This is a genomic window from Tsukamurella paurometabola (assembly GCF_900631615.1).
Taxonomy (GTDB): Bacteria; Actinomycetota; Actinomycetes; order Mycobacteriales; family Mycobacteriaceae; genus Tsukamurella; species Tsukamurella paurometabola_A.
In genome coordinates, this window is the sequence record NZ_LR131273.1 from 3,044,332 (window position 1) to 3,056,764 (window position 12,433).

General features: G+C 67.1%; 10 protein-coding genes. 6 read left to right on the plus strand and 4 right to left on the minus strand.

The features are described 5' to 3' along the window. Window positions 1-19: 19 nt before the first annotated feature. From ELY19_RS15185 to ELY19_RS15195, 3 genes are read right to left on the minus strand one after another with little or no spacing between them, the layout of a single operon-like run. Complete coding sequence (locus ELY19_RS15185) at window positions 20-1,192, minus strand: acyl-CoA dehydrogenase family protein (protein ID WP_126196965.1); 1,173 nt, start codon at window positions 1,190-1,192, stop codon at window positions 20-22. Continuing rightward, on the minus strand, window positions 1,189-2,931 hold the full coding sequence (locus ELY19_RS15190) for an acyclic terpene utilization AtuA family protein (RefSeq protein ID WP_126196966.1): 1,743 nt from the start codon (window positions 2,929-2,931) through the stop codon (window positions 1,189-1,191). Before ELY19_RS15190 ends, ELY19_RS15185 begins: the two co-directional genes overlap by 4 nt. Then, complete coding sequence (locus tag ELY19_RS15195) at window positions 2,928-3,710, minus strand: TIGR03084 family metal-binding protein (RefSeq protein ID WP_126196967.1); 783 nt, start codon at window positions 3,708-3,710, stop codon at window positions 2,928-2,930. The genes ELY19_RS15190 and ELY19_RS15195 overlap by 4 nt, the downstream gene beginning before the upstream one ends. Before the next feature lie 204 nt (window positions 3,711-3,914). Here ELY19_RS15195 and ELY19_RS15200 point away from each other — a divergent pair, with 204 nt between their 5' ends. Further along, the gene (locus ELY19_RS15200; protein ID WP_126196968.1) at window positions 3,915-6,929 is read left to right on the plus strand and encodes a tetratricopeptide repeat protein; all 3,015 of its coding nucleotides are present in this window, start codon (window positions 3,915-3,917) and stop codon (window positions 6,927-6,929) included. Between the two features lie 5 nt (window positions 6,930-6,934). Here ELY19_RS15200 and ELY19_RS15205 read toward each other — a convergent pair whose 3' ends face one another. After that, window positions 6,935-7,642: an HNH endonuclease family protein gene (locus ELY19_RS15205; protein ID WP_227967341.1), complete on the minus strand. Its 708-nt coding sequence runs from the start codon at window positions 7,640-7,642 to the stop codon at window positions 6,935-6,937. Window positions 7,643-7,724: 82 nt separating this feature from the next. Between ELY19_RS15205 and ELY19_RS15210 the strand changes: the two genes are divergently transcribed. The 5 genes from ELY19_RS15210 to ELY19_RS15230 are packed head-to-tail and all read left to right on the plus strand — an operon-like array spanning window position 7,725 to window position 12,412. Next, window positions 7,725-8,999: a glutamate-5-semialdehyde dehydrogenase gene (locus ELY19_RS15210; protein ID WP_126196969.1), complete on the plus strand. Its 1,275-nt coding sequence runs from the start codon at window positions 7,725-7,727 to the stop codon at window positions 8,997-8,999. Between the two features lie 47 nt (window positions 9,000-9,046). Then, the gene (locus ELY19_RS15215; RefSeq protein ID WP_126196970.1) at window positions 9,047-9,496 is read left to right on the plus strand and encodes an SRPBCC family protein; all 450 of its coding nucleotides are present in this window, start codon (window positions 9,047-9,049) and stop codon (window positions 9,494-9,496) included. Window positions 9,497-9,552: 56 nt separating this feature from the next. Next, the gene (locus ELY19_RS15220; protein WP_126196971.1) at window positions 9,553-10,005 is read left to right on the plus strand and encodes an SRPBCC family protein; all 453 of its coding nucleotides are present in this window, start codon (window positions 9,553-9,555) and stop codon (window positions 10,003-10,005) included. 8 nt (window positions 10,006-10,013) lie between these two features. Continuing rightward, window positions 10,014-10,907 carry an AAA family ATPase gene (locus ELY19_RS15225; RefSeq protein ID WP_126198864.1) on the plus strand — a complete coding sequence of 298 codons (894 nt, stop codon included), beginning with the start codon at window positions 10,014-10,016 and terminating at the stop codon, window positions 10,905-10,907. Further along, window positions 10,904-12,412 carry a vWA domain-containing protein gene (locus tag ELY19_RS15230; RefSeq protein ID WP_126196972.1) on the plus strand — a complete coding sequence of 503 codons (1,509 nt, stop codon included), beginning with the start codon at window positions 10,904-10,906 and terminating at the stop codon, window positions 12,410-12,412. Before ELY19_RS15225 ends, ELY19_RS15230 begins: the two co-directional genes overlap by 4 nt. Window positions 12,413-12,433 lie beyond the last annotated feature (21 nt).

Below are 12,433 nucleotides of genomic sequence, written 5' to 3' on the forward strand. Positions count from 1 at the left end.
TGGGTGCCTGGGAGGGGGATCACTTGTAGCCGAGTCGGTTGGCCGCGAGCGTGGTGAGGATCTGGGTGGTGCCGCCGCCGATGCCGAGGATGCGGACGTCGCGGTAATGGCGCGAGACCTCGTACTCGGACATGTAGCCGTGGCCGCCGAAGAGCTGCACCGCCTCGTTCGCGACCCACTCGCCGCACTCGACGGCGGTGTTCTTCGCGAAGCACGCCTGCGGCACGAGCTCCGCGGCGGCGGCGGGACCGCCGGATTCGAGGGCCTCGGCGTACAGATCGGCGACGTGCCGGCTGTACACGCGGGCGACCTCGATCTTCCGTCGCATCTCGGTGACCGTGTTCTGCACGGCCTGCCGGGTGATGAGCGGGGCGCCGAAGGTCTCGCGCTCGCGGACCCAGTCGAGGGTGAGGTCGAGACAGCGCTGCGCGTGCGAGTAGGCCTGCACCGCGAGGGCGAGCCGTTCGGTGACGAAGGCGGCGCCGATGAGGAGGAAACCGCTGCCCTCGGGGCCGATGAGGTTCTCGGCGGGGACGCGGACGTCCGTGAAGGAGAGCTCGGCGGTGTCCGAGGCGTGCCAGCCCATCTTCTTCAGTGGGGCGCTCACCTCGAATCCGTCCAGGCCCTTGGGGATCACCAGCAGGCTGATCCCGCCGGCGCCCTCGCCGCCCGTGCGGACCGCTGTGACCACCCAGTCCGCGCGGATGCCGGAGGTGATGAACGTCTTGGCGCCGTTGACGATGTAGTGGTCGCCGTCCTTGCGGGCGGTGGTCGTGAGGTGTCCCACGTCGGAGCCGCCGCCGGGCTCGGTGATACCGAGTGAGCTGATCCTGTCGCCGGCGAGGACCGGGGCCACCCACTTCTGCTTCTGCTCGTCGGTGCCGGCGAGGATGATGTGCGGCACCGAGATCCCGCAGGTGAACAGCGACGCGAACAGGCCACCGGAGCCGCCCGCCTCGTGCATCGCCTCGCACACGATGAGCGCGTCGCGGGGGTCGCCGTCGCCGCCGCCCACCGACTCGGGGAAGGAGACGCCGAGGAGGCCGAGGTCGCCCGCCTTCTTGTGGAGTTCGCGGGGGAGCAACCCGCCGGCCTCCCACTCGTCCAGGTTCGGCAGGATCTCACGTTCGGTGAACGCGGTCACCGTCTTCCGCAGCGCGAGCCGCTCGTCGGACTCCCACAGGCTGGTCATGCGATCTCCTTCGTGGTGTGGCCGGCGGGGAGCAGGCCGGTGGGCAGGTCGACGTAGCGGCCCCGCAGCCACTCGCCGACGCCCTTGGCCTGCGGGTCGAACCGGTAGCCGTGGGCGACGCCCTTGCCGAGCAGATCCTCGATGACGAAGTTGAGGGCCTTGAGGTTGGGCAGTTCGTAGCGGCGGACGGGAAGGTCCGCGGCCTCCGGAAGGAGTTCGCGCAGAGCCTGTTCGGTCAGGTTACTGCGGAGCCATTCGTACCCCGCATCGGACTCCGCCCAGACGCCGACGTTCGCGCTGCCGCCCTTGTCGCCGCTGCGCGCGCCGAAGACCGTGCCGAGCGGGACGCGGACCGTCGGGCCGACGGGGCGCACCGTGTCCTCGCCCGGCTGGGACGGATCCGTGACGAGCTCCTGGACGACCTCGGGCGGCGCGATGTCGACGACGGTGCCGTCGGGCCGGTGGGCGCGGTGGGGGACGTCACCGTTCGGTACGTAGACCGCGCGGTACACACCGTAGGGGCCGCCGCTCGACGGCGGGGCCATCGGGGAGGCACCGGGGTACGTGGCGAGCGCGAGTTCCACGGCGGCGGAGCTGAAGGCGCGGCCGACACGGTTCGGATCGGCGTCCCACGCGACCACCGTCAGCGTGGCCGACGCCGCGGCCTCGGTGGGGGCGTCGGGATGATCGGTGCGCGCCAGGCGGAACTGCAGGTCCGACGGTGCGCCGCCGGTCCGGTCGAGCGCGTCGCGGAGCTGTGCCTCCAGCAGTGCGGCCTTGCGCTCGACGTCGATCCCGGTGAGCAGGAAGGCGATCTCGTTGCGGAAGCCGCCGAGCGTGGTGGTCGCGACCTTGGTCGTGGTCGACGGCGCCTCGCCGCGCACGCCCGTGACGGTCACCCGGTCCGGGCCGTCCTGGGCGAGGGACATGGAGTCGAGCCGCAGCGTCACGTCGGGGTTCGCGTACCGCTGGCCCGTGACCTCGTAGAGCAGTTGCGCCGTGACGGTGCCCACCTCCACCACGCCGCCCGTGCCGGGCTGCTTGGTGATGGCGAAGGAGCCGTCGGCGGCGATCTCGGCGATGGGGAAGCCGGGGTGCAGCAGCTGCTCGATCGGGTGACGGTCGAAGAAGGCGTAGTTGCCTCCCGTGGCCTGCGTGCCGCACTCGATGATGTGGCCCGCGGCGACGGCGCCGGCGAGAGCGTCGAAGTCGGTGCGCTGCCAGCCGAATTCGGCGATGGCCGGGCCGAGGATGACGGAGGCGTCGGTGACCCGGCCGGTGATCACGATGTCGGCGCCCGCGGCGAGGCAATCGGCGATGCCGAACGCACCGAGGTAGGCGTTGGCGGTCACGGCGTTCGGCACGCCGAGGTCGGCGGACCGGGCGACGAGGTCGTCACCGTCGACCCACCCCACGGCGAGGTCGACGCCGGCCTCCGCGACGGCCTTCTCGACCGCGGCCGCGAGGCCGCCCGGGTTGAGGCCGCCGGCATTGACGACGACCTTGGTGCCGCGCTCGGCGAGCAGGCCGAGGTGGGGGGTGAGGTGCCGCAGGAAGGTCTTGGCGTAGCCGAGGTCCGCGTCCTTGAGCCGGTCGCGGCCGAGGATGAGCATGGTGAGCTCGGCGAGGTAGTCGCCGGTGATGTAGTCGACGCGCGGGCCGGCGAGCATCTCGCCGATCGCCGCGGCGCGGTCGCCGTAGAAGCCGGAGACGTTGGCGATGCTGATGGTGCGGGTCATGGACGTCCCTCCTGCGGGGCGCGGCCGGTGCCGGGGGCGCCGGCGAAGCACTGCGCGATGGTGAGCCAGTGGGCGGCGTCCGCACCCGTGGCGACGAGATCGGTGTCGGCGACGTTGATGCGCTGCGTCGCGAGGCGGCAGAAGTCCTCGAGTGAGCCGGTGACGCGCTGTGCGGCATCGCCGGGGCCGAAGGTGATCTCCGCGCCGTCGGCGGCGACGAGGAAGACGTCGAAGGGCTCGGCCGGCGGCGTCTCGCCGTTCACCGTGTACGCGAAGTCGCGGGTCTTGTAGGCGATCTTCGCGACGTGGGGGAGCGCCTCGGGTGCGTCCAGTTCGGTGCCGGCCGCGTCGGCGATGTCGAGGCCGTGCGCCCAGGTCTCCATGAGGCGGGCGTTCGCCATGGTGGCGGGCCGCATGGGCGGGCCGAACCAGGGGAGCGGCGTGCCGGGGTCCGCCTCGCGGAGCGCGACGGCGAGGGCGGCGCGACCGCGGTCCCAGCGCGCGCGGAGGTCCGGGTCCGTGGCCAGCTCGGCGGCGCCGGCGTCGACGAAACCCATCGGGTCCGCCATCGCGTCCTTCAGGATCGCGGCGAAGCCGTCGGGGTCGGTGGCGGCGACGAGCGAGACCTCGTCGGTCCAGGTCAGGTGGGCGACCTGGTGGGCGACGGTCCAGCCCTCGGCGGGCGTGGCGATCGACCAGTCGGGAAGCGAATCCGCGATGGCGGCGACGGCGGCCGAGGTGGACTCGAGCGCGTCGAACACGGGGGCTGAAGTGGGCACGCCCACACTCTGTCAGCTGGAGGCGAAAAAAACAAGCAGCACTGCTTGTTTGCATCCGATAGCTACGGTCAGTAAGTCGCGCTATGGTTGCAAAAGACAAGTATTGGGAACTTAGGATGCGTTTATATAGAAGGTGGGGATCGGTTGAGCGGCACTGCGGGGGCATCGGGTTATCGATACCAGTATCTCTACACGGTCGAACGAATGCTGGTTCTGCTTGAACGAGGAATTGATGTGCGGTCGTCAATTTCGGTTGACGGTGACGCCGCAGAAGATCTTCGAGATTCACATGTTGTGGACTTTGCCGTCCGCGACAAGGAGGGATCTCTCCTGGAGATTCATCAAGTCAAGTCGACAATAAAGAGTGACGAGAGTGCGTACTCGCCCGCGGATGCGATTCGAGTTCTCACGCGAATGATTCGTAACGAATCCGCGCGCCTATACGTATTGACGACCAACGCGCGCCCGAGTTTGGGGCTGGCGGAATTGGTAGAAGCGCTGAAGAGTTTCCGAACGGGCGAAATCGGTGGGGACGACCTTGTCGTCCGACTCAGGGAGATTTGTTGGAGATCGCCGGCCGCATTGCAACATATCGATCGCGTTGAGGCTGACGACCTTGTCCAGCGGTTCTCGCTTTGCGAGATTGAGGCCCGATCCGAATCGGAGACAGACGTATCAGCACGGATTCTGGACCGTGTCTCATCGTGGAGAAGATCTATACAACTCCCATTGGGGCAACGCGCAGGAGGGGTTCTTTGCGGATACCTCGAGAATGCTGTGTTCAAACGCGGCGCGTCCCACGGTTCGGGGCTGGATTCGAGTTCGATGACATTCGAGGAATTTTGTCGAGAGCTCGCAATGGCGAGCGAGATTATCGCAGATGTAGTCTCGCTCAGGGAATATGGAGACGGAATTTTTGCTGTACCTCCGGCGAGTGGGGTTTTGCGGACGCGAGAGATGACGTTGCTTGAAGATCGTCTACTTGCGGGCGGAAAATCTAGCATAGGCCCCAAGCGGTGTGCGTTGGTCGGGAAGTCTGGAATCGGCAAGACACGCCTGGCGGCGATGTACTGTCATCGAAACCGTGCCCTCTATGACAGGATCGTTTGGATAGACGCTGAATCGGATTCCTCGATCGTTAGCTCGCTGGCACGATCGAAAATCTTCTCCGATCTGGTTTCAACCGAATCGTCGAGTAGAGAATCAGCGCCGCACGTTTCAGAAAGATTCCGGTCCCGCATTGATGACACACCGGGGCGTTGGCTGTTGGTACTTGATAACGCTGTATCGTTCGGGGCTATTGAAAAATGGATACCGCGGCATAGCGATATTCATGTCGTGTTCACGTCTATCAATGCCAGAGATTGGGGCTCGACACAGCCGATTGAGGTGCGCCGATTCGAGCGGCATGAGTCCGTCCAACTGCTTCTCGCCAGCGTTGTTGATGATGGGTGTGAGATCGAAAGCGGCCAGATTGAATCTGCCGCGGATGCTGTATGCGATCTATTAGGTGATTGGCCGCTGGCGATTAGAGTTGCGGCCGCAAGCCTCGGCACACGGGGGCGTTTGATAACACACTGTGACCTCTATCGCGATGAGATCGACAGATATCGCTTGTTGGCGGACGATGAGCTGGAACGCGACGGATATGATAAGCCTCTACTTGCTGCGCTACATATCGCTGTTGACGGCGTTCTAAGCAGATCCTACGAGCGTGCCATCAGTGACTCCGGCGAGGTTGCCTCCGAGTTTGCAGCTGTCTGTTCCGTTCTAGCTCCGACAGCGATTCCTGCTAAGATGGTGTATGAGGCCGCCACGACCGATCTGAGTGTGCTTATTGATACTTCGCGGAGTCCGGCGACCGATGTCGATGAGTACAGTCTACTGCGCACGATCAATTCGCTGCGGACCGCGTCACTAATCAACGATTCAGTTGAGGTCGATGCTCGTAGCAATGTGGGCGCGCTTTCTGATCGATACGACATGAATGAGATTGTGCAGCATGTTATTCGACAGAAGTTCGACCTCTATGTCGTCGTCGAACAAGTCGGAGGATTTGTTTCCCATTGGATTGCGCATTACATGGATCACGACTCGATAAGGTTCGCGCTGGAAGTGGAGCCGCACGCTGAGGCGCTATTGACTAGGCTTCATCAATTGTCCGATCCCCCGAATCTCTGCGCGCTGTTGGCCGGGAACCTTGCGCATTTGTACCATAAGCAAGGGCGCTATGACGACGCTGAGCGACTTCTGAATGATGAATTAAACTGGCTTGAAGCGAAGGAGCGACCTCATCTGGTGTCGCTGTGCAAGACCCATCAACAGCTTGCTACGGTTCTTCTGAACCGCGGCGACGATCGGTCAGCGGTAGTTGAACATCTCATCCAGTCGCTGGAGGCTATGAACGGCGAAGTGGCCAGGTCGGGATGGGATTGGGATGGCGGTGGTGTAGCGGCAAGTATCGTCGATATCGTTGGAATGCTTGAAAGGCGCATCTCTGCGGAACGGCCAGGAGGTCGGGGCTCGGAGCGGGAAATTATCCTCTCGATCCGCGCCGAGGCAATTGCGGCAATGAAGAGATTTGGATTTGCTAGCCCGTTTCTGATCGAGTACAGCTCGATTCAACGCGATCTAGAGGTTGGCGATTATCCGGCGGTCCTTGACAAGTGTCGTCAGGTTCGACAGTCGCTAAAACTAACCAGTGAACAAAGAGTTGAAGTTGATCTGTGTGAGATTGAGGCTTTGGCGTACACCTCGAACTATTCCAAGCTGGAGGAATGTGTAGGTGACCTGAAGGTACGCCTAGATCTGGAACCCAACGTTCACGCCGAGGCTGCAGCAAGCATTCTCGACTGCGTTCAAGCTCTGATTGTGCCCGGCATTCTTGGAGGGGTGTCGTCGAAATTGGCCTGCCGGACTCTGTTGGGTCTCGCGAACGGGATGCGCTTGAATGACTTTGATCGCTATTGCTCAAAGATCTTCACATGCTGTTTGGAACGTTGGCTGGGGAATCGCGACGCATTCCGTGAACAGAGGAACGAGGTTGCGCTGCTGGATCCCGTGGCCCCTGGTCAGCGTCGTCGTGTCGGGCCTGGCATCCCCGACATGCCTAAGATGCTCCGAGATTACGCGATGACGGATCCCGAGCCAGTGGCAAGGCGGCAGTTTCAGCTGACAATGCTCGACTGGATGCTCAAACTTGAACAGAACCGGAACTAGGTCTCCTACGGTTGACATAGATTGTCGGCTTGCACGATGACGGCGGCGGAGGAGCGGTCGACGGACAGGCCGTACTCGCGGGCGACGAACGCGAACTGCTGCGCGTACTGGCAGTGGAAGCGCTCGTTGGACGGCATCCAGCGGCCCGGGGGAGAGTCGCGCTTGTTCTCGTTCGCCGGCCCGTCCACCGCGACGAGATTCCTCGGATCGTTGGCGAACGCGGCGCGTCTGGTGTCGTCCCACGACCAGGCGCCCATGTCCCAGGCGTAGGCCAGCGCGATGACGTGGTCGATCTGCACCTTGGCCGAGGTCTTCGCGCCGCGCTCGAACCGGATCGTCGCGCCGCCGTACGGGTCGACCAGCACTCCCGTGGCGACTGCGCGGGGGCACGTCGAGGTGCGGACGTAGGTCTTGTCCGTCAGGTCGCGGTCCAGCACGTCGTTGCGGGTGTCGCAGCCGTTGTGCCCGAGCGGCGCCGACTGGTCGTCCGTCCACGCCTTCCCGAAGGCCGCGCGACGGTAGGGCTGCGGGGCGCGCTCCCGGGTGGCGACGATCCGGACGCCGGCGAGCGGCGCACCGTCGGGCACCGTGGCCGAGGGGGCCACCGGGCCGGTGCCGGGCTCCGCGCCGGACCGGTCCCGGTACGCCCCGATCGCGACGAAGACGGCCGTGGCCGTGACCAGTACGAGCGCCAGCCACGACCGCCGGGACAGGCTGCGGGTGGATCTCCGACGGGACACGAGCGCAACGTAACACCGCGCACCGACGATTCCGGCCGCCCCGTATTCTCGGACCATGAGCACGCCCACCGCCCAGGACGCCGAACTGCAGACCGCGACCGCCGCGGTCGAGGAGGCGGCCCGCGCCGCCCGCGCCGCGTCGAAGCAGCTGATCACGCTGACCACCGAGCAGAAGAACGCCGCGCTGCACGCCGCCGCCGACGCGCTGCTGGCGAGCAAGGACCGCATCCTCGCCGCGAACGCCGAGGACGTCGAACGGGCCCGCGCCGCCGGCACCGAGGAGTCGCTCATCGACCGGCTCGCCCTCAACGCGGCTCGCGTGGACGGCATCGCGTCGGGCCTGCGGCAGGTCGCCGGCCTGCCGGACCCGATCGGGAACGTGCTACGCGGCTCCACGCTGCCCAACGGCCTCGAGCTGCGACAGGTGGCCGTGCCGCTCGGCGTCGTGGGCATCGTCTACGAGGCCCGGCCCAACGTCACCGTCGACGCCTTCGGGCTCACGCTCAAGTCCGGCAATGCCGTGCTGCTGCGCGGCTCGAGTTCGGCGGCCTCGTCGAACGCCGCCCTCGTGGCGATCCTGCGCGAGTCCCTCACGGCGAGCGGCATCACGCCCGACGCGGTCTCGCTGCTCTCCGCCGACTCCCGGGCCAGCGTGACCGCGCTGATCCGAGCCCGCGGCCTGGTCGACGTGGTCATCCCTCGCGGCGGCGCCGGACTCATCGCGGCCGTGGTGCGCGACGCGACCGTGCCGACCATCGAGACGGGCGTCGGCAACTGCCACATCTACGTCCACCCCGCGGCCGACCTCGACATGGCCGAGGAGATCGTGCTCAACGCCAAGACGCGCCGGCCCAGCGTCTGCAACACCGTCGAGACCGTGCTGGTCGATCGCGCGCTCGCCGACACCTTCCTGCCCCGCCTCCTGAGCACCTTCCAGGCCGAGGGCGTGATCGTGCACGGCGACGAGAACGGCATGGTGCCCGCCACCGAGACCGACTGGGCCGACGAATACCTCAGCCTGGACGTCGCGGTGAAGCTGGTCGACGGGCTGGACGCCGCGATCGCGCACATCGACCACTACGGCACCGGGCACACCGAAGCCATCGTCACCGGCGACCTCGCGGCGGCCCGCGCCTTCACCACCCGCGTCGACGCCGCCGCCGTGATGGTCAACGCGTCCACCGCGTTCACCGACGGCGAGCAGTTCGGGTTCGGTGCGGAGATCGGGATCTCCACGCAGAAGCTCCACGCCCGCGGCCCGATGGGGCTCCCGGAACTGACCTCCACCAAGTGGATCGCGTGGGGCGACGGGCACGTCCGGCCCCGGTAATTCCGACCCGCCCGGAACCGGGTGCCCTCGGGGGTAGGTTGTCGGGCATGGCAATCAACGAGTCCCTCGAATTCGACATCGACGCGCCGGTTTCGCTGGTGCTGGACACCCTCGCGGACGTCGAGGCGCTGCCGGACTGGTCGTCGGCGCACAGCAACGTCAAGGTCGTCGAGCGCGACGCGAACGGCCGCCCGAGCGTGGTCGACGCCTCCGTCGGCCTCATGATGTTCAGCGACAACCTCACCTTCGACTACGTCTTCACCGACGTCAGCTGCAAGTGGGACACCCGCAACGAGGGCACCGCCGTGCGCAGCCAGGGCGGCATCTACGAGCTCGCACCCAAGGGCGACGATCAGACCCACGTCAAGGTCACCATGTACCTCGATCCCAAGGTCAAGGCGCCCGGATTCGTGGTGAAGAAGGGCATCAAGCTGGCGATGGACATCATCAAGAACGGCCTCACCAAGGAGGTCCTCAAGCGCAAGGCCGCGGCCTGACGCTCCGCCGCCGGGCTCGCCGTCCGAGGGCCCGGCGGCCTCGCTAGATTGTTGCAATGGCAATCAAGGAGAAGGTCGAGTTCGAGATCGATGCGCCCGCCGCGCTCGCCTACGCGACGCTGCTGGACGTCGAATCGCTTCCCGAGTGGTCGTCGTCGCACAAGCGGGTGACGGTCGTCGAGCGCGATGCGGAGGGGGACCCGCGGGTCGTCGAGGTCGAGGCCGGCATGGTCGGCATCAGCGACTCGATGCGGTTCCGCTACGAGTTCACACCCGTGACCAGGGTCGCCTGGCAGTCGGAGAGCGAGGGCGTCGCCGTGCGCTCCCAGGGCGGGTACTACCAGCTCACGCCGGTCGGTGACGACAAAGTGCACGTCCTGTGCGAGATGAACATCGCCCTCAAGATCAAGCTGCCCGGCTTCGTCGTGCGCAAGGGTGTGAAGATGAGTGCAGAGATCGCGTCGAAGGGCTTCTCGAAGGAGGTCCTCAAACGGAAGGCTGCACGCTGAGCACCGACATCACGACCCCCGCGCCCACCGCGTTGTTCACCAGCGTCGACGACGTCGCCGCGGCACTGCGCGAGACCGGCTACATCCCGTCGGTCGCCACCGCCACGGCCGTCTTCCTCGCCGACAGACTGGGCAAGCCGCTCCTCGTGGAGGGCCCCGCCGGCGTCGGAAAGACCGAGCTGGCCCGCGCCTGCGCCCAGGCCAGCGCCGCCCGCTTCGTCCGCCTGCAGTGCTACGAGGGCATCGACGAGGCCCGCGCCCTGTACGAGTGGAACCACGCCAAGCAGATCCTGCGCATCCAGTCCTCCGGCGGCGACGGCGACTGGGACGACACCAAGCAGGACGTCTTCTCCGAGGAGTTCCTCCTCCCGCGCCCGCTCCTGCAGGCGGTGCGGGAGGGCGGACCGTCGGTCCTGCTCATCGACGAGGCCGACAAGGCCGATCTCGAGTTCGAGGGGCTGCTGCTGGAGGTCCTCTCGGACTACGCGGTGACGGTGCCCGAACTGGGCACCATCGTCGCCGAGCGCAAGCCGCTGGTCTTCCTCACCTCGAACGCCACCCGTGAGCTGTCGGAGGCGCTCAAGCGCCGCTGCCTGTACCTGCACATCGACTTCCCGGACGCCGAGCTGGAACTGTCGATCATCCGCAGCCGCGTTCCCGACCTGCCGACCGAGGTCGCGCAGCAGTTGCTGCGCGTCATCTCGACGCTGCGCGGTCTCGATCTGAAGAAGAAGCCGTCCGTCTCGGAGACGCTCGACTGGTGCCGCACCCTGCTCGCGCTCGGCGTGACCGGCAGCGCCAGCGGGTCCATCGACAAGGCGGCCCTCCGCTCGACGCTCGGCGTGGTGCTCAAGCACCAGGTCGACATCGAGACCGCCGCGGCGGCGCTGGGCCTGTCATGACCAGCGTGCGGGATCCGGGCGCCGGCACGCCTCTGGATACGCACCTGCACGCCTTCGTGCGGACCCTGCGTGAGCGCGGCATGGCCATCGGCCCGGGCGAGGCGATCACCGCCGCCGAGGTGCTGACGGTGCTCGACCTCACCGACCGCGGCCAGCTCCGCGAGGGCCTCGCCGCGGTGCTGCTGCGCGAGCAGATGCACCGCAAGACCTTCGACGTCATCTTCGATCTGTACTTCCCCGTCCGCGGCGGCTTCGGCGCGGCGGGGAGCGGGCCCGACGGTGCCACCGGGTCCGGCGGGGAGGGCTGCTCGGGGGCGCCAGGCGAGGCGCCCGACCAGGTCGACCCGTTGAAGATGCCCGCTCCCGACACGCCGCCCGATCCGGACGCCGTCCGCGAGGCGCTGCGGCAGGAGGCCGTCGCCGCGCTCGTCGCCGGCGGCGACCACGACGGCATCGCCAGCCAGATCGTCGAGCAGCTCGGCGAGTACCAGTCGGCGACCGGCACGGCCTTCTCCTCGTACCAGGCGCTTAAGGCGTTGAACCCGCAGACGCTCATCGCCGCCATCGCCAACGGCCTGCTCGCCGCCGCCGGGGAGGACGGCGCCGCGCCCGGCAGCTTCGAGTACGAGTCCGCGCGCCGCGTCGCGCGCTCGCGCGTCGCCGGGCTCACGGAGCGGGTGCAGGAGCTCACCTCCGTCGCCATGGCCGCTCGACGGGGCCCCGAGGCCGTCGCGCAGTACGCCGCTCCGCAGCTGCCCGAGAACGTCGCCTTCTTCGCCGCCACCCGCACCGAGCTGCACCGCATGGAGCAGACCGTCCGGCCGCTGGCCCGCCAGCTGTCCACACGCCTGCTGGTGCGGCGGCGCCGCGCCCGCCGCGGCCCCATCGACCTGCGCCGCACGCTGCGCAAGTCGATGTCGACCGGCGGCGTGCCGATCGATCTGGCGCACCGTCGACCCCGGCCCACCAAGCCCGAGCTCGTGCTCCTGTGCGACCTCTCCGGCTCCGTCGCGGGCTTCTCCAACTTCACGCTGCTGCTCACGCACGCGCTCAGCGCCGAGTTCTCCAAGATCCGCGTGTTCGGCTTCGTCGACTCCGTGGACGAGATCACCGACTACATCGACCCGTCGCGCACGCTCACCGTCGACACCGTGGTGGACATGTTCGACCGGGTGATCCGGGAGACCAAGGTCGCCCGGTTCGGCGGCTCCGACTACGGCAACGTGCTGCGCACGTTCGTCCGCGACTTCCCCGACGCGGTCACGCACCGCGGGACCCTGCTGATCCTCGGCGACGCCCGGTCCAACCACACCGATCCCGCGCTGGCGGAGCTCGACGAGCTCGTCGAGCGGGCGCGCCACGCGTTCTGGCTCAACCCGGAGCGGAAGGCCTCGTGGGGCACGGGAGACTCGGTCGCGGACAAGTACGGGCGGCTCATCGACATGTACGAATGCCGCACCGCGGGGCAGCTGGCCGAGGTCATCGGGCGCCTGCTGCCCGTCTGACCCGCGGGCGGGATGCATAGG

What these genes read in the sequence shown, in the direction of transcription:
- ELY19_RS15185 (WP_126196965.1), bottom strand. Translation starts at nt 1,192, where the DNA reads ATGACCAGCCTGTGGGAGTCCGACGAGCGGCTCGCGCTGCGGAAGACG.
- ELY19_RS15210 (WP_126196969.1), top strand. Translation starts at nt 7,725, where the DNA reads ATGAGCACGCCCACCGCCCAGGACGCCGAACTGCAGACCGCGACCGCC.
- ELY19_RS15200 (WP_126196968.1), top strand. Translation starts at nt 3,915, where the DNA reads ATGCTGGTTCTGCTTGAACGAGGAATTGATGTGCGGTCGTCAATTTCG.
- ELY19_RS15230 (WP_126196972.1), top strand. Translation starts at nt 10,904, where the DNA reads ATGACCAGCGTGCGGGATCCGGGCGCCGGCACGCCTCTGGATACGCAC.
- ELY19_RS15220 (WP_126196971.1), top strand. Translation starts at nt 9,553, where the DNA reads ATGGCAATCAAGGAGAAGGTCGAGTTCGAGATCGATGCGCCCGCCGCG.
- ELY19_RS15215 (WP_126196970.1), top strand. Translation starts at nt 9,047, where the DNA reads ATGGCAATCAACGAGTCCCTCGAATTCGACATCGACGCGCCGGTTTCG.
- ELY19_RS15190 (WP_126196966.1), bottom strand. Translation starts at nt 2,931, where the DNA reads ATGACCCGCACCATCAGCATCGCCAACGTCTCCGGCTTCTACGGCGAC.